Origin of the sequence: Paenibacillus oryzisoli (assembly GCF_001653565.1) — a bacterium.
Taxonomy (GTDB): domain Bacteria; phylum Bacillota; class Bacilli; order Paenibacillales; family NBRC-103111; genus Paenibacillus_E; species Paenibacillus_E oryzisoli.
Genome location: NZ_LYPB01000065.1, coordinates 100,613 through 118,200 on the forward strand (window position 1 = coordinate 100,613; position 17,588 = coordinate 118,200).

Genomic DNA, 17,588 nt, shown 5'->3' on the forward strand with positions numbered 1-17,588 from the left:
CCTTATTTAAACCAGCCCTTCTTCTGGAACCAGGCGAACATGCCTATGCCGATCCCAATCATAATCGCGAGTATGGCGAAATATCCCCAATGCCATTCTAATTCAGGCATGTAAGTAAAATTCATCCCATACAGCCCAGCAATAAACGTCAAAGGCATGAAAATCGTCGTAATGACCGTCAATGTTTTCATAATATTATTCATTCGATTGGCGTTGAGCGAGATAAAGCTATCTCGAATATCTGCTGTAATCTCACGGTTCGAGTCTACCATTTCAGAGAGCTTGAGTAGATGATCATGAATATCCGTGAAGAAAACGAGATGCTCACGCACCTGTTCAATACGATCTGAACTAATGATTCGATACAGCAGATCACGCATCGGAACGATGGTACGTCGTAATTGCAACAGCTGGGAACGAATTTCAAAAACTTGAGTCATCAACACATCAATGCTTTCGGCATTCATTTTGTTCTCCATATCATCCAGCAGGTCCTCAATTTGATAGACACTAGGGAAATACTGATCGACAAGATTGTCTAGAATTAAGTACGCGGCATAGATCTGCCCTTGATTTCGCAAACTTTCTTGCTGGGACACGCGGGTCCAAGCATCTTCAATTTCTCTGGACTGATGCAAATGGAAAGTTACAATATAGTTGCTCCCAAGGTACATATCGACCTCTTCCGCATCCAACGTTTTCGCATTAAGGGCGTGCATGACGAAGAAATGAACATTGTGATAATGATCGATTTTCGGTCGTTGCAAGAAATGAAAACAATCCTCGATGGTGAGGGGGTGAAAGTGGAAATGATCCCTCAGGTTGGAGGCTTCTTGTTCATCAGGATTATAGAAATCAACCCAGTACCACCGAATCGTTGGGTCTGATAATTCCTCAAGAGGAAGATCGTGAATAACAGCATAATCGGTTGTAACGGCAAGCGTTCGTATCATATAGGGCTCCTAGCAGATCATTTTATCATAGGCATTTGCTTCATTTTACCATACAATGGAGAAAGATTAGAATGGAAAGAGGGATTGGGATGAAGCTCTCCGTTTGTATGGATGCGCTCTATAGGGGGCGTGATTTTAGGGAAAGTGTGAATGAACTGAAAGAGATTGGTTACGATACAATTGAGTTCTGGTCCTGGTGGCAAAAGGATATTGACGTCGTCGCGGACGCCGTAGCTGAAGCAGGGGTTTCGATTTCGACGTTTTGCACGAAGTTCGCGAGCCTAGTAGATCCATCTCAGCGTAGTGTCTATCTTGAGGGACTCATCGAATCGATAGCTGTTGCGAAGCGTTTGAATTGCACCAAGCTCATTACCCAAGTCGGACAAGAACGCGAAGGCGTGTCAAGAGAAGAACAGACACAATCACTGATGGAGGGGCTGCAGGCGTGTGTGCCTATTTTGGAAAAAGAGGGCATAACGCTGCTCATTGAACCACTGAATACACGCGTTAATCATCAAGGATATTTCTTGGCTTCTTCGGAAGAGGCTTTCCATATCATTAAACAAATAGACAGTCCGTATGTGAAGGTCTTGTTCGATATCTACCATCAACAAATTACCGAAGGACATGTAATCGCTAATATTCGTGAGAATATCGCATGGATCGGCCATTTTCATGCTGCCGGCAATCCAGGTAGACATGAGCTCGACAATGGTGAACTGAATTATGATCAAATCTTCAAAGCTATTGATGAGACCGGTTTTGAGGGGTACATGGGGCTAGAGTATTTCCCGTTGGAGGCACCGGGGGTTGGGCTTCGCAAGCTGCTGAAGTGAGTCTAATAGCGAATGCGGCTGTCCGGTTGGAATACAATATTTGTAACACAATTGGAATATTTCTGTTACAGTCCTCTAACATAGAAAGGGTATTATAATAAACAAGACCCCCCTTTTTTAATATAAACTTTGGACCCAGCCCCGTTGGCTAGGTCCCTTTTTTTCTTATGATTGCACACGAAACCGTTGCAACAACAAATATCCGCTTGTACTAGTCGTCCTTTTTTGATAAACGATTCTGAAATCGTCCAGTAAACAACTCAATGCCGTGCTAAGTAATCCATTTGTTACTAATGTGAATCGACAAGGTTGTGAACTGCCAATTACCCGTGCAGCCGTAATCCTTCGCGGGGAGCCGGCAATCAGAGGATTTCTAGACCAACGGATCAGAACTAAATCAGGTTGACGAACAGCTTTTACTTTTACACAAGCCATTCCAATCACCTCGTTTCTAGTTAGCATCTGTAACTATATATAGAATGCATGCTAGATTGACTGTGTGCGGGACAAGGGCGGAAATCGGAACAATTGATAAATTCTCTGCAAGTTGGATACGATAATCTGAATGCATATAGTTGGAGGAGGATACAGGGTGAGTGGAACAACGCTATACGAAAAGTTAGGTGGAGAAGATGCCATTACGGCCGTAGTGGATTACTTCTATCAACTAGTTTTGGCGGATGAGACCGTCAATCAGTTTTTTAACAATACGGATATGGAAAAGCAACGTAAGCATCAGGCGAAATTTTTTAGTTTTGCATTAGGGGGACCGAATCAGTACACCGGGGCATCCATGGCTAAGGCACATGCAGGGATGAATCTGCAGGAAGAGCATTTCAAGGCGATTGCGACGCATCTTCATGATGCGCTAGCTCATTTTGGTGTAGGAGCAGATGAAATCAATCAAGTATTGGCGAAGGTGTTAACGTTGAAGGACGATATTTTACATAAATAAGTTAAAAAAAGAGGGTCCCCATCCACCAATGAAGTGGTTGAGAATCCTCTTTTTTATGAGTTAATCGACTTGGGGAAGGTTCGATTCGTCGATATGGCTGTGAAAGATGCATAATGGCATCCTTTTACTTCTAAATGAACCTCGCTAGTTGAAATAAGTGCGAAAGTGCAACTATTTTCGCCAATTCCCCATTTACTGGGTAACGTCCAGTCCAAAAGGTTGCCTTTTTGCACTTATTTACCTCCGCTGGGCCGTTTTCAGCGAAAATAAGTGACGATTTGCAACTCTCCCAGCCTTTCCCTTACCGTTCCGAGCGATAAATCTCCTTCACTAAGCGATAGGCCAATTTCGGCTTGCGATACTCGCTCAGCAAGCCTTTATTATTGAAGCTCCGCGCGCGATCGCGGAAGTAAGGTCGGTCACTCCGCACATCGACGCGGATGTCGGCGAAGTGCCAGATGAGCGTCCCGACGATCCGAGGGTCGTCGCGGAAGATTTTCAAAGCGCGCGTGACGACGTCCGCTTGATAGTCTTCACTGAACAGGCGTGGTTCCCAGCCTGCATCGCCAAATATCCCTGCTGCGCCGAACTCACTCATGATCACAGGCTTGCCAGCAGCGCCATGCTTCTCCGCATTTACGAAGTAATCCTGCAGCATGGTACTAAATCCATCTACGCTGCCTTCATACCAGCCATAATATTTGTTGATCCCGATGACATCAAAGTAAGAGAGTACGATATCTTCAGTAGGCTGCATCGTGGCATACGTGACGAGTCGGCTCGCGTCCATGCTGCGGATTTTGCTCACGAAAGCTTTCGTGAGCTCAAGCGCTTCCTGGGTACGTGTATCGATTTCGTTGTGCGCTCCCCAGAAAATGATGGACGGATGATGGTAATCGCGGCTAATCATTTCGCCAAGCATGTGAACGCCGCGCTCTCGGAAGATCGGGCTTGCCAACGTTTCTACACTCATGAAACAACCCCACATCGGAATCTCGCTCCAGAGCAGCATCCCGTGCTCATCAAGCAGGTCGATCCAGAACTGGCTTTGCGGATAGTGTGAGCCACGCACGATGTTGCAGCCCATGTCGGTCAAAATGTCCAAATCCTTCAGCATCAGCTTCGGCGGGAAAGCAAATCCCCATTCCGGATGCTCTTCATGGCGATTCACGCCTTGGAGGTAGAGCTTTTTGCCATTCAACAGAATATCGCTGCCCTGAACCTCAACCGTACGGAAGCCTGTCCGATCAATAAGATCATCTTCACCCGTTGTTACTGTGAAGGTATATAGTGCAGGTTGTCCAACATCCCAGCGTTTAATATAAGCTAGACTCCCATTAAGCGTGAGACTAGTCGTTTGACCCGCAGCAACGATCACCTGATCAGCCGCAAGAGAAAGTCCTTCCGTACCAGCACTTACCTCAATCTGACAGTCTTCTTGGCTTAAGGAACTGACTTGAATGTGCAGCTGAATATCGGCATTATCGTCTTTCAATTGATAATCAATTTTCATGGAGTCAATGTAGACATCCGGCAGCTCTTGAAGTTCGACGGAACGAATGATGCCTCCGTAGGAGTGCCAATCCGCAATATCGGTGGGTAAAGTTTGCCAGTCCACAGTATTATCAACACGAATGACGAGTTCATGTTGGCCCGCAGTTAAGTGAGGGAGAATCAGCGAGAATTGTGTAAACCCGCCAAAATGGTAGCCGATATGCTGGCCATCCACGTACACATCCGCATGGTGAAGAATGCCTTCAAATACCAGTCGAATGTTTGCTTCTTGTAGCGTATCAAAATACGTGCGATACCAAGCCCCGCCAATATAATCGTAAGTACCTAATTCGTTGTTCCAACAAGATGGGACGACGGACTTTTTGGAATTGGCAGGGAAATGGGATGCCCATCCCTCAGAAACACCTTTATTGTCAGGATCCGTAACGAAATCCCATAATCCATCCAAAATTCGAGTAGGTCGTAATTTATGCTGCTGAAAAGTACGTATCACGAGCATTAAGCCCCTTTCATGTATGTTTCGTAAAGCGTATCATAGAAGAAGAGTCCATTTGAATGGATAAACCTCATCACTATTTGTCAAAATCGCTACAGGGTTGGTGAACATAACCATTGAATAACCACCGTATTTATCATCATCGGCTCTCGTATGAGAAGCCACCCGAACCGGGTTGGAAAGATATTCGAAATACAACCGATGTTCATTCCCTGTATTGGATTCGGAGTGGCGAAGGGGAATTTCACCATGAGATGAATGAAGTTCCGCTGCGTGTACAAGCCGGGAGTTTGTTTTATTTGAAGCCCGGGTTTAAACTGAACATGACGTCATCTACGGACAATCCGTTATGTATTAGGATGCTCCTTTTTGATGCTTTTGATATCCCCTATGAGCATCTCAATTGGCTGAAGCCAGTTCCTGTGGAGGAACTGCGGATTCCTTTTTATAAACCGCACACAGTAGAGCAGTCCGATTGGTTAGAAGCACAGTTTACTCGCTTATGGTCATTGAAAGGAACGGATCCGCATGAACGACAATCGGAATTCCAATATGTGCTATCACGATTAATCCATTTTATGAAGGATACGGATACCTCTAGTGATCCCTATATGATAGCTTTCCAGCAAGCCAAGCTGTGGTTGGAAACCTGCTACGATCAACCAATTCGGTTGGAAGAACTGGCGAAATCCTACCATATCTCTGTGTCGCAATTACGTAAGATGTTTATGAAGCACGTGGGCATTTCGCCCAAAGCGTATTTAAATCAGGTTCGAAATGAGCAGGCGAAGACGATGTTGTTACTAACTGATGAGCCTATGAAGGCGATTGCGGACGCTTGTGGATTTGCAGATGAGTTTCATTTTGGTAAAATGTTTCGAGTATGGAACGAGATATCACCCGTTCGTTTTCGAACACTGAACAAATAGAGAGGGGCTAACCGAATTATGGGTGCCGAAATTGAAAGAAAGTATAGATTGCCCGCATTTCCCGAGGCTGAATTAGCCAATAACGAGCTGACTCAAGTATCCAAGCAATATATCTACCAAACCTATCTGGCCTTCTCTGACGACCAAGAAATTCGCGTGCGCCAGCTAGTAGACAGCTCAGGAGCATCCTCTTTTACACATACGTTCAAGTCAGGACATGGGATGGTTCGCGAAGAAATCGAATACAACATCACGGAGCCTATCTATCAACAACTGCTAGAGCGCACAGGTTTAATTCCATTAGAGAAGATCCGCACGACCCTTGAAGCGAATGGGGTTACGTATGAAATCGATGAGTACAAACAAATTGACCTGCTTGTTGTTGAAGTAGAGTTTCCTAATTTGCAAGCTGCGCAGCAGTTTGAACCACCGGCTTGGTTCGGTATAGAGTTGGGCTCGGAAGAAGAATTCCGCAATAAGTCGATGTGGGTAGCTTTACAGAAACGATAATCCCTCCCAGATTCATTAGTGAAGTATGAAGAAAAAACATGGTTCCCTAAAATTCTAGATAGAAGTTTTACAACACTTAGTTGGTATCATCTAAGTATTGTAAGATTTCTAAATGGAATTGTGAGGGCTATTCATGAATTTAATCCACTATTATCGTCAACAGTTTATCGAGTTAACAGCCCAGTTTGAGAAAGTATGGGAGGAAGATTCGGATTATAAGTTTGGGTTTCTATGGCGTTCTCATGTGGGTTCGGCGTATAAAGAAATGTTTCAAATCACACAAACGAGACAGGAATCGCTTTGTTTGATGTATGTGATGGAGCTTCCCGAGTCGTACAAAAGAACGAATATTAGCGAGGTTATCAAACATGTAACTTCGGCCTACGAGCTGTCCATGTATGTATTCGCAAGCAAAATCATGCTGACTTCATGTATTTCCATTGAAAATTTACAGCAAACTTCATTAGGCTTTATTCATCATGCTCGTGCCGAGATGATCGATTTAGTCTTCTCTGCGATTAGACAAGTCGATTATGAAACCGTATAGACCTTACACAATTTCACATTTATACTAGAGGTAATTGGTCGAGAACGTAATTTGATGGGGTGAGCACGATGTTGAAAGACCTGCTAAACAATTTCTCCCTTGTAGCTGTATTTGTTTTTATATCTATTCAAATTTTTTACTATCCCAAATTACAAAAGGCAGCCCAATGGAAATTCCGTATCGGAGCAGGCATAGCGCACGGATTTTTCGGGGTTATGCTTGCTTATACGGGGGTTCATGTGGATGGACGGCACATCCTAGATTTGAAAGCGATTGCAATTCTGATGGCAACGTTCATTGGTGGTGGTGTATCTGGTTTTATTACGACGGTTATCATCATTATTGGCCGTACGATGATGGATCCAACGGTTTTGTTTCGCGTATCGCTACTAGGCTTCCTTATTTATGCGGGTTGTTTGCTAGTTCATATCTACATCCAAGACTATTGGAAGAAATGGATGTTGCTCGTATTATGTCCTGTCAGCGTATTATTCGTTGATATGGTGCTTGTTTATAGGCTGCCTGCGATGGAGCTTGTTATCCCTAATTTAATTTTGCATATAGGGGCGGGCATGTTTGTGGCAGGACTTTTTCGCTATTTCTTGCGTTCCGAAGAACTTAAGAGGCAAGTAAGGCACATACAGCAGGAACTTTCTGATATTCTTCGTTTCCAGCCAGGTCTTACGTTTAAACTAAAAAGAGTACAGAATTCTTTGGTGTACACAGTCATTGAGGGGCAATTATTACATCAGCTTGGGCTTAAACCAGATGACTATATCCATAGAAGTGTTGAGACAGCTCCGTATTCTTCCAAGGAAGTTGCACAATTCTTGCAGACCAAGTATGAAGAGGCCTATAGAGGGAATCAAGTCGCTTACACGTTAGAAGTACATGGGAAAGTTATTTTCACGACGTTACAGCCTGTGTTTGATGGCCAAGAAGTTGTTGAAGTCATTGGCTCGGTGACGGATGTTACAGAGCAGAGTCTAGCTGAGCGTCGTATCCAAGAGAGTGAAGAACGGAATCGGATTCTTGTCGAGAACTCGCAAGAGGGCATTGTGGGCTTCACAACGGAAGGCGTAATTACGTCGGTGAATCAAGCGGGGAGTCAATTGGCACAAACCAGAGCTGAGGATATGCTGGGTCTTACAATGACCGCTTTTATTCCCCCATCCGAGCAGGTTATATGGGAGCAGCACTTTCAAGAAGTGCTATCTAATGAAGATAATGTGAGGTTTGAACTCGCAATTCCTTCGAGAGACGGGGCCAGAAGGGACTATCGTGTTACCCTTTCAGCCTATCATCATGCCACTGGAGAAGTGAAAGGGATTGTAGGTACCCTTCACGATTTTACCGAAGCCTCCATGCGCCATGCAGCCGATCAAGCGAACCAAGCGAAGAGTCATTTTATTGCCAAAATGAGTCATGAAATTCGAACGCCTCTGAATGGGATTATCGGGCTATCTCAACTGTTAGGGAAGACACCGCTCTCCGAGCACCAGAAGGATTATTTGACGAATATTACATCATCTTCGCATACGTTGTTAGGCATTATTAATGATGTGCTGGATTTCTCCAAAGTGGAAGCGGGTAAATTAGAGGTTGAACGAACGAGCTTCTATCTGGACGAGCTCTTGAAGGAACTTTCCAGTATTTGCAGTGTACTTTCGAAGAGCCAGCCAATTGAGTTAATTTTCAGCACGCCTGCCGAATTGCCTAGACGACTTCTCGGAGATCCCCTTCGGTTAAAGCAAGTGTTACTTAACCTCTGCAGCAATGCAATTAAATTTACAAGTGCAGGTTATGTGATGCTTCATATAGAGTTGGGACCGCAGACACCCGCTGAGGAAATCATGCTGCAATTTAGCGTCGAAGACTCGGGAATTGGCATTTCGGCAGATCGCCTTTCTTATATTTTCGAACCGTTCTCTCAGGCAGATGGATCAACGAGCCGTGAGTATGGAGGAACTGGCTTGGGCCTGCCGATCAGCCAACATTTGATTACCTTGATGGGCGGTGTCCTCCAAGCGGAGAGTCGTATGGGAAGCGGGAGCCGTTTCACATTTGCGTTACCTTTTCAAATCATAGAGCAGGCTGATCCTGATGAGTGGGATATAAGCGTGGGGAATGAGCCGTATCGTGTGTTGGTTGTTGAAGATCATCCTCTCATGCGAAATAGCTTGCAGGAAACATTAGAATCTTATGCACTCATCGTAACGACGGTTCCCTCTTGGGAGACGCTGTTTCGCCGATTAGATAGACAAGAATACGGGCAAGATGACTTTCATTGTTTGATCTTGGATATGGAATGTGATGACATGTACGGTCTGGAAACCTGGGATGCGCTCCTCTCTACAATTCGCAGAGATCGAACGCGCTTAATTTGTCTGACATCTTCACTGGGGAAGGAAGAGCTGCGTACACTCCCCGAGGAGATTAGGCCGGATGCGGTGCTTGTCAAACCGGTTAGTCGACTAGAGCTGTATCAGACTTTGGACTATTTGTTTCATCCTAAGCATGAGTCACGGGTAACTGAGCAAGGAATGATGCCCAATCCTTCTGAAATAGTGGAAGAATGGGGACACATTCTACTCGTTGAAGACAATGAAATTAATCAACAAGTGGCCATGGGGCTGCTTGAGGAACGGGGTTACAGAGTTACATTAGCAACGAATGGGCAACAAGCGCTGAATACCATGGAACACGGTGATTTTGCACTGGTTCTCATGGATATCCATATGCCAGTCATGGACGGGGTTGAGGCTACAAGACTTCTGCGCCTGAATCCAAGATTCCGTGAAGTACCGATTATCGGGCTTACAGCAAATGTAGTTAAACAAGACCAAGAAGCCTACGTTCGGATGGGCATGAATGATGTGATAAGCAAACCGCTGGATGTGAAGTTGCTGTATAGGATCATTGATAAATGGATGGAACCTGGGAAGAGGAAGGAGCGGGGCTTCAAGGAACCTGTACCAGTTGACGGAGAAGAGCTTCCATATTATCAAGGCATCGCCGCGATAGACTGGAAGGGAGCTTTGGCCCGAGTGGAGGGGAAAGAGAGTATTCTGCTCGTCATGCTGCAGCTATTCAAGAAAAATTACAGTGATTTCGCAGCTCAACTCTGGGTTCATCACCGTGAAGGCGATTGGGTTGCAGCCAAACGAGCTGCCCATACGCTGATCGGTGTAGCGGGCAGTCTATCGGCTGACGCGCTGCATGCGGGAGCTGTGAAACTTCAATCCACAATTGTTCAGAATGAGAATTATGAGAGCCAGATTGCCGAGATCGCTGCAGAAATTGAACGTATTATCGTTTGTATCCCAGATGAAGTGTAAGCGGTGTCTCCATCGATGACACAACCGTTCCCCCACATAGCGCTCAATGAGCGTTATGTGGGGGAACGGCGTATGCCAGACTGACTTTAATTAAACGCCTGAATATGCCATGAATCCGCCATCCACAGGGATGGTCGTACCCGTAACGAAGCGGGACATGTCGGAATCGGCAAGCCACAGTAAGGTGCCCAATAAATCTTCCGGTTTGCCGAATCGGCGCATCGGGGTATGGGCAATGATTTTATGAGAGCGGTCTGTCAGACTGCCATCCTCTTTCATTAGTAATTTGGCATTCTGCTCTGTCAAAAAGAACCCAGGTGCAATGGCATTCACACGAATGCCGCTTTCCGCCAAATGAACGGCTAACCATTTCGTAAAGTTATCAATTGCGGCTTTGGCTGCGCTGTAGGCAGGAACTTTCGTCATTGGCGAAGGCGCGCTCATGGAAGAGATATTGATCACGGTTGCACCTGTTTTGCCATGCATCTGCTTAGTAAACACTTGTGTAGGAATTAATGTGCCCACGAAGTTAAGATCCAGCACGTTGCGGAATCCAGAGATGCTTAGGTCATAGAAGGATTGAACATCCGGGTTCGTCATGTCCGCCATTGTGAAAATCTCATTCGTCGTATTCGCGCTGGCATGATTGCCTCCCGCGCCATTAATGAGAATATCGCAAGTGCCCAACTGTTCCGTGACGGAGACCGCAGCCTGCTCTACACTTTCCGCTACAGTGACATCGCAGGCAACGGCAATCGCCTCGCCACCCGCGGCCTCAATCTCGCGCACTACAGCTAAGCCTTTCTCATGCGTACGGTTCAGAATAGCCACGCGCGCGCCTTGTCTAGCAAGCTCCACAGCCATGACGCGGCACAGAACGCCAGCGCCTCCAGTTATTACAACGACCTTCCCTTGCAGGGAGGGGAAATTAGTTAATCCGCTCATAGGCAGCGACAGCTCCTTCTTGTAAAGTAGCACCTTGGCGACACAACATGTCCCAAAGTCCCCATAAATACATAATTCCTAATGCCCGATCGTATAGCCCGTATCCGGGCCTGCAACGCTCATCCCAAATATGTCGGCCATGATCTGGCCGGCAAAATCCTTCATACTTGTTCGCATGCAGCGCCTGAACAATGCCTGATATATCCACCGTGCCATCCTGCGTGCGATGTGAGGTCTCGATGAAATCACCATTCTCATACACGCGAACATTCCTTAGATGGGCAAAAGGGATTCGATCGGCGAATTCATGCACGATCGAGACGATATCATTACTCGGGTTCGCACCGAGTGAGCCGCTGCACATCGTAAGCCCGTTATAGGGGCTGTCATGCAAAGCTAGAAAGCGACGAATATTCGCTTGGCTCGTCATCAATCTAGGCAAGCCAAAGACAGACCAAGGTGGGTCATCCGGGTGAATGGCCATGCGGATACCGTGCTCAGCGGCAACGGGGATGACCTCATCCAAGAAATACTTGAGGTTAGCCCAGAGTTGCTCTTCATTGACATTCTTATAGGCATCAAAAAGTTCTGTCAGATGAGCAAGGCGCTCTGGCTCCCAGCCTGGCATGCTGAAATCCCGGTTGGCATTAATTCGGCCGACATGCTCAGTAAGGTCGAGGTTGGCTATTTTACTTTGTTCATAGAATAAAGCTGTCGAGCCGTCCTCCAGTTCTTTATGTAAATCCGTTCGTACCCAATCGAAGACAGGCATGAAGTTGTAGCAAATGACTTTGACCCCAACTTGCGCTAAGGTCGCAATCGTTTTCTTATAATTCGCGATGTACACATCGCGGCTCGGTAGTCCTAGTTTAATGTCCTCATGAATGTTGACGCTCTCAACAACCTGCATATGCAGCCCTGCACGGTCAGCCTCAGCTTTGATCTTCTGAATCTTCTCCATCGGCCATTCTTCACCAGCAGGAACATCATGCAGTGCCCAAACGATACCTTCAACACCGGGAATTTGTTTAATTTGCTTCAGTGTAACCGTATCGTTGCCTTCTCCAAACCAACGAAATACCATTTTCATAGATCCACACTCGCCTCCCAAATCATCAACTTATTTGAAATACGTAGGAAACTTCTCTTTTAATAGAACTTGATCAGCAATGCCAACTTGAAGATGCGCATGAATGATTTGGTCGGCTTGATCGGGTTGGCGCTCCTTGATGGCGTCTACAATCTGCCGATGCTGCGCGTATAGCTCTTCCCAGTGATGATCAGTCGCCAAGCGAAGCATACGGGTTCGATTCAAATGCACATTAATTTGCCCAATGACAGCCCAAGTGTTCATTTTCTTACAACCTTCAAATATCGTCTGGTGAAACGCCTCATCAAGCTCAAACATTTTCTTGTAATCTTGTTCATCCATACACACTTGCTGGGAAGCTAAGTTCATTTGAAGCAAGCGCAGGGACTCTTCTGGAAAAGAGTGACAGGCCAAGCGAATGACGGCGCTTTCCAGATGTTCGCGAATGAAGCGTGCTTCATCCACTAGCTCCAGATCAATGCGAGAAACTACTGTACCGCGTTGTGGATAAATATCCAGCAAGCCTTCCTGTGCGAGTTGCACGAAACTTTCCCGAACAGGTGTCCGACTCACACCAAAGCTTACTGACATTTCTTTCTCGGAAATGGTGGTACCTGGCAGCAAGGTTAAACTCAGAATTTGAGCCTTTAGCGTGTGGTAGACCGCATCTCGTGTCGAACTAATCAGCGGTTTTTTGAAGTGATCCATAGATAGCTCCTTTGTAAAATGATGCCTAAACTCATACTACCATACTTGTATGGTAGTATGGAAGTGAAAAATGAAGTGTTTGAATGATCGCTTTTTCGGATCACCTGCCTATGAAAAAACACCGCATGCAGCCCAAGTTCCCCAGCAATAGGAGTAACAGGAATTACATGCGGTGTAGGTTAATTTTAACGCGAGAGGGCTAAGCTTTGAACCGTTCTCCAAGCTTCCAGTTGCTTCTCCAACTGCTCCACTAACGTCGAAACATCCTGGGAGAACTGTTCTCGTTGTTGATCGTTCATGCCATCTTGCTCCTGCTGAAGCTCGCTAGAAGTAGGTGCAGTTGGCATGGTTTGAAGTATCTGCTGTAGCCTAGTCTGTAACATCGAATGGGAATCAGCTACACTAGCTTGCGGCACAGCGAACTGCGCTTCAACGGTTGGCCTTACGTTGGTAACATCTTTAGCCTGCGCAGGCACCTCAGCAGCTTGAACTTCTTGAACCTCAGCTTTCATCTTCTCAGCTTTTGCAGATGACTTGGCTGCGATCGGTTTCGCCCGTTCAGCCCGATTGTTCTGGAAAGTTGACCAGGTTTCAATTAATTCAGGTCCTGATTTATAAAGCAGTTGACCTTTGATTCTGTCAGAGATGTCCTTATCCTTAAACATTTTGGCAATTTTCTTACAATCACTGACAGGCATCTCATCCCGTGCCATGATTAAGGCTAGAGGATCACGATGCTCCATGGGCAGATCCTTCAGAGGCAATAATTGATCCTCCGTAAGCTTATCTTTACGAATCTCTGTACCGCCTACGATAAGCTTCTTAACGGAGTTCCCAAATTTAAGCAGTTCACACTTGTTTTTGATATAGGTTTCAGGTTTGCCAAGCTTACCAGAGAGATACTTAATCGATGAGCTGAATTTCGCGTCATGCATTAGTTTATGAAAGGCCTCGGCTTCCTCAATAGGGGAGAAGCCCTCGCGTGTCAGATTTTCAGCAATCTGCTCCAGATAAATTTCCATCTCATCCGTAACCGTTGATACGATGCATGAAATGGTTGGATGCCCGAGCATTTTGGTAGCTTTATATCTGCGATTTCCATAGATGATCTTATATCGGTTGTTGTCCGTTGTGCGTACTTTGATCGGAGAGAGTAAGCCAATTTCTCCAATGCTTTTCATTAATTCTTGAAGCGCCTCTTCATCGAATTGGTAGCGGGGTTGGTCCGTGTCCTCGTCAATGAGATGCATTGAAATGTTATGTATGTCCATCTTCCTATCTCCATTCGTTCAGGGTCGTATATCTAATTATATAACAAGGATGAAAGTGTGGGAACGTCAATTCAATAGAAACGTTTTGGAAGGGATTGGAAGGGTGCGTTACAATCAAGCTCATAAGCAAATAAATGTATTGCCAGTAGGGGAGAGGAGATGGAATAATAGAGAAAGATGTCGAATAATATTTCAGTTTTAAGTCAAATTTGGGAGGAGAGACCTATGAACAAAGCGCAGTACTTCTTCTTATCCCTCATCTTTGTCCTTCTGTTCACTTCATCCGAATCGGTTCTAACGACGTACAAAACATCGCTGCTGAATGAACTGCAAAGCACGGAGGCAGCCCAGTTGTCTGCCAAAGCGGTTGCTCTACAGTCCGTCATTAATCGTAATTTTAATATCATGGTAAGTCTTGAAGCGTACGTTAGCACTAGCTATTTGAAAGACCAAAGTGAGCAAGAAGTGCAATCCTATATAGAAGCGTTGTATGCAGGCTCGCGAGCGTCTGCCTTAAATGTAGTAATTGCACCAGAAGGGATTATGAAGTACGTTTATCCCACCAAAGGGAATGAGGATATTATCAATTGGAATCTCCTGAAGGATCCTCGTGAGAATGTTCAGACGCAAGTCTATCAAGCTCTGCAATCGAAAAAAATGACGACCGACGGTCCGTTTATCCTACTTCAAGGTGTGCAAGGTCTGGTAGCGCGAAAAGCACTTTTCGAAGACGGCGTATTCTGGGGGGTCGTGTCTGTTGCTATTAACGTGGATCATTTACTAAGAGAAGCAGGGATTCAAGATGATGATTCTGTAGGACAGCGAATGGCCATTCGAAGCCCAGGCAAACCTGCGTTCTACGGAGAAAATGAATTGTTCAATCAATCACCTATGATCTCAGTTGTCGATCTTCAAGATATGAAATGGGAAATTGCAGCCGCCCCTCCCGCCAACGCGGTACAAGCGATTAATAATCAGATGCTCATCATCCGATGTGCCCTGCTACTCATCTTATTTCTAGGTTTATTCTTCATTATGTATATCATTCGACAACGGGATCGGCTCAGTCAAGCGGTGAACGAGCGTACACAGGAGCTGCAGATCGCGAATGAAGATTTGACCGCAATGAATGAAGAATTGATTGCCGGTCAGCATGAGCTGCAGCAGTCCACGAAGCGCATGCAGGAATCTGAGCAAATGATGTCTTATATGGCCTACCATGACGTATTGACAGGGATACATAATCGGGCACATTTTCAAATGATTTTGAAAGAGCAAATTGCTTACAATCAGATGAAGGGGTCCTCGCTAGTCGTTCTATTCTTTGATCTGGATAATTTTAAAATGGTCAATGATTCACATGGGCACCATATGGGCGACTACATGCTGCAAGAAGTCGTTCATCGTATTGAGCAATCGAATTTGGTTTTCCATACTTTTGCCAGGTTTGGTGGAGATGAATTTGCCATTTTGTTAGAGAATTGCCCAAGCGAGCAGGAAATTCAAACCTTCTGCAGGCAGCTCATTGCTGTTCTGAAACCTCCTTGTTTCTTGGCGAATCGTGCATTCTTTATTAATGCGAGCATAGGTATTGTCCAGTATCCAAGTGGCGGTGAGACGTGGGATATACTGCTCAAGAATGCCGATATCGCTATGTATATGGCTAAGAAGGAAAGTGGCAGCTCCTTCTGCTTCTTCAATCAACAGATGGAGATGTTATCGATTACGAAGCTGGAAATGGAGAATCATCTCCGTCAGTCGCTGGATCGGAATGAGCTTGAAATTGTCTATCAGCCGCAAGTGGATTGCATGAAAGGAGCAATTACGGGTGTTGAAGCGCTTATACGTTGGAATCATACGACGAAAGGTTACATATCACCCTCCGATTTTATCCCCGTGTCTGAGGAAATTGGACTGATTGATGTGATTGGCGAATGGGTGCTCCGCGGCGCATGCGCTCAGATGAAATTATGGCATCTTCAAACAGGTGAACCACTGATGATGTCCGTTAATATTTCTGTCAAACAGTTGCAAGATGTACGCTTTGTGGATAAGGTGATGGCTATACTGGAAGAGACCGGACTGGAAGCGCGATACTTGGAGATGGAAATCACGGAGAATGTAGCGATGCAGGACGAACAGATGGGTGTCTTGAATAAGCTTCGCCAACTAGGAATCTCTATTTCCGTGGATGATTTCGGTACACATTATTCTTCACTAAGCTATCTAAAAAGGTTCCCGGTTACGAAGATTAAATTAGATCAGTCCTTTGTTCGTGGTGTTCAAACCGATGACAAGGATCGCGCTATGATCAAAGCTATCATTTCTGTGGCGAATGCTTTTCAATTGCAAATCATTGCTGAAGGAGTAGAGACGGAGGAACAGGCGGACTTCTTGGTGGCCAATGGGTGCCATCACATCCAGGGCTTTTATTTCTATAAACCAATGAAACCTGAGCAGATGGAAGCGACGTTGAAAGAAGCGTTGCATGATAAATTAGCATTCGTTCGTGCAAGGCCTATCCATACCTATGATATTTAAGTATATACCAAAAAGGTGCCCCGTTACTGGAGGCACCTTTTTGGTATATGGGAAATATAAAGTTCACTACAACGCAACAATTTGCTTCTGTTTATTTTCGAAATAGACCCAATGCTGGAAGCCAATTTCTTTCAAGGTCTTCTGAACTTCTTCCCAGTCGTCCGCAACTCGGCTAGGAACATGGGCATCAGATCCGAAAGTCACTTCAACCCCATAGTGCAACGCGCGTTCGAGAATGTCGTGTGAAGGATACCAACCGCCAACGTCTTTCGTTTTTCCTGATGTATTAATCTCTATGGCAACACCAGATTCTCCAATGATTTTCAGTGTCTCATCGACCTTAGGGGTCGCAATATCAGTGAAAGCGGGGTAGAAGCCTTTCATTGCATCGATATGGCCAAGAATCTGGAACATACCTGAGCGAGCGGATTCGGCAATCAGACGATAATACTCTTCCTTGTGCTCAACATGCTCGGTTTCGTTTAGCTTCTTCCAGCGGTTGCGGTTGAAGATGCTCACACCCCCGGATAGATGAACGGAGCCAATAATGTAATCGAATGGATACTTGGCGTATTCTTGCTTATAAATCTCCACGTGTTCAGGGAAGTAATCCGACTCTACACCTAAGAGTACGTTAATTTTGCCTGCATACGCTTGTTTAAGCTGGAGAACTTCCTCGATATAGCGAGGAAATTCGCTTTTTGCCATGGCGATGGCTGGTTGTGCATGATCTTCGGAGCTCCCAAAGTAGGGGGAATGATCTGAGATGCCAATTACTTGAAGGCCAGCTGCAATGGCTGCCTCAATATAGTCACGTATGGTATCTTGCGCATGTCCGCATCGCTCATGATGCGTATGTAAGTCGAATTTCACGACAAGTCCTCCTAAAAATATGGATAGTTGCGGGGTCCCAGTAAAGTAAAAGGAATAACCTGCGAAGGCATTCGTCACTAA

Annotated in this window: 15 protein-coding genes; 7 read left to right on the forward strand and 8 right to left on the reverse strand. The window is 45.5% G+C overall.

What is annotated here, in order from left to right:
• Positions 1 to 2: 2 nt before the first annotated feature.
• A complete protein-coding gene (corA, locus tag A8708_RS14390; RefSeq protein WP_068664508.1) occupies positions 3 to 953 on the reverse strand; it encodes a magnesium/cobalt transporter CorA in 951 nt (316 codons plus the stop codon).
• 71 nt (positions 954 to 1,024) lie between these two features.
• On the opposite strand from corA, the gene A8708_RS14395 reads away from it, so the two are divergent.
• Positions 1,025 to 1,789 carry a hydroxypyruvate isomerase family protein gene (locus A8708_RS14395; RefSeq protein WP_068664510.1) on the forward strand — a complete coding sequence of 255 codons (765 nt, stop codon included), beginning with the start codon at positions 1,025 to 1,027 and terminating at the stop codon, positions 1,787 to 1,789.
• Between the two features lie 165 nt (positions 1,790 to 1,954).
• Here the strand turns inward: A8708_RS14395 and A8708_RS34860 are convergent, their stop codons facing one another.
• The gene (locus A8708_RS34860) at positions 1,955 to 2,224 is read right to left on the reverse strand and encodes a hypothetical protein (RefSeq protein ID WP_082927503.1); all 270 of its coding nucleotides are present in this window, start codon (positions 2,222 to 2,224) and stop codon (positions 1,955 to 1,957) included.
• A 130-nt stretch (positions 2,225 to 2,354) separates the two neighbouring features.
• Here A8708_RS34860 and A8708_RS14400 point away from each other — a divergent pair, with 130 nt between their 5' ends.
• A complete protein-coding gene (locus A8708_RS14400) occupies positions 2,355 to 2,744 on the forward strand; it encodes a group I truncated hemoglobin (RefSeq protein WP_082927504.1) in 390 nt (129 codons plus the stop codon).
• A 301-nt stretch (positions 2,745 to 3,045) separates the two neighbouring features.
• Here the strand turns inward: A8708_RS14400 and A8708_RS14405 are convergent, their stop codons facing one another.
• On the reverse strand, positions 3,046 to 4,752 hold the full coding sequence (locus A8708_RS14405) for a glycoside hydrolase family 2 protein (RefSeq protein WP_068664579.1): 1,707 nt from the start codon (positions 4,750 to 4,752) through the stop codon (positions 3,046 to 3,048).
• Positions 4,753 to 4,871: 119 nt separating this feature from the next.
• Here A8708_RS14405 and A8708_RS14410 point away from each other — a divergent pair, with 119 nt between their 5' ends.
• The 4 genes from A8708_RS14410 to A8708_RS14425 all read left to right on the forward strand — a co-directional run bounded on the left by A8708_RS14410 (position 4,872) and on the right by A8708_RS14425 (position 10,079).
• Entirely contained in the window at positions 4,872 to 5,684 is an 813-nt protein-coding gene (locus A8708_RS14410; RefSeq protein WP_068664514.1) for a helix-turn-helix transcriptional regulator, read from the forward strand.
• An 18-nt stretch (positions 5,685 to 5,702) separates the two neighbouring features.
• The gene (locus tag A8708_RS14415; RefSeq protein WP_068664516.1) at positions 5,703 to 6,194 is read left to right on the forward strand and encodes a CYTH domain-containing protein; all 492 of its coding nucleotides are present in this window, start codon (positions 5,703 to 5,705) and stop codon (positions 6,192 to 6,194) included.
• Positions 6,195 to 6,327: 133 nt separating this feature from the next.
• Positions 6,328 to 6,741 (forward strand): hypothetical protein, encoded by a 414-nt coding sequence (locus tag A8708_RS14420; RefSeq protein ID WP_068664518.1) that lies wholly within the window; start codon positions 6,328 to 6,330, stop codon positions 6,739 to 6,741.
• 68 nt (positions 6,742 to 6,809) lie between these two features.
• Positions 6,810 to 10,079: a response regulator gene (locus A8708_RS14425; protein ID WP_068664520.1), complete on the forward strand. Its 3,270-nt coding sequence runs from the start codon at positions 6,810 to 6,812 to the stop codon at positions 10,077 to 10,079.
• Positions 10,080 to 10,169: 90 nt separating this feature from the next.
• Here A8708_RS14425 and A8708_RS14430 read toward each other — a convergent pair whose 3' ends face one another.
• The 4 genes from A8708_RS14430 to A8708_RS14445 all read right to left on the reverse strand — a co-directional run bounded on the left by A8708_RS14430 (position 10,170) and on the right by A8708_RS14445 (position 14,093).
• Positions 10,170 to 11,024 carry an SDR family oxidoreductase gene (locus A8708_RS14430; protein WP_068664522.1) on the reverse strand — a complete coding sequence of 285 codons (855 nt, stop codon included), beginning with the start codon at positions 11,022 to 11,024 and terminating at the stop codon, positions 10,170 to 10,172.
• On the reverse strand, positions 11,008 to 12,114 hold the full coding sequence (gene uxuA, locus A8708_RS14435) for a mannonate dehydratase (RefSeq protein ID WP_068664524.1): 1,107 nt from the start codon (positions 12,112 to 12,114) through the stop codon (positions 11,008 to 11,010). The genes A8708_RS14430 and uxuA overlap by 17 nt, the downstream gene beginning before the upstream one ends.
• Before the next feature lie 30 nt (positions 12,115 to 12,144).
• Positions 12,145 to 12,822, reverse strand: a complete 678-nt coding sequence (locus A8708_RS14440; protein ID WP_068664526.1) for a GntR family transcriptional regulator — start codon at positions 12,820 to 12,822, stop codon at positions 12,145 to 12,147.
• A 185-nt stretch (positions 12,823 to 13,007) separates the two neighbouring features.
• On the reverse strand, positions 13,008 to 14,093 hold the full coding sequence (locus A8708_RS14445) for a ParB/RepB/Spo0J family partition protein (protein WP_068664528.1): 1,086 nt from the start codon (positions 14,091 to 14,093) through the stop codon (positions 13,008 to 13,010).
• Positions 14,094 to 14,318: 225 nt separating this feature from the next.
• Between A8708_RS14445 and A8708_RS14450 the strand changes: the two genes are divergently transcribed.
• Positions 14,319 to 16,634 (forward strand): bifunctional diguanylate cyclase/phosphodiesterase, encoded by a 2,316-nt coding sequence (locus A8708_RS14450; protein WP_068664530.1) that lies wholly within the window; start codon positions 14,319 to 14,321, stop codon positions 16,632 to 16,634.
• 66 nt (positions 16,635 to 16,700) lie between these two features.
• Here the strand turns inward: A8708_RS14450 and A8708_RS14455 are convergent, their stop codons facing one another.
• Positions 16,701 to 17,507 carry a histidinol-phosphatase gene (locus A8708_RS14455; RefSeq protein ID WP_068664532.1) on the reverse strand — a complete coding sequence of 269 codons (807 nt, stop codon included), beginning with the start codon at positions 17,505 to 17,507 and terminating at the stop codon, positions 16,701 to 16,703.
• Between the last annotated feature and the right edge of the window lie 81 nt (positions 17,508 to 17,588).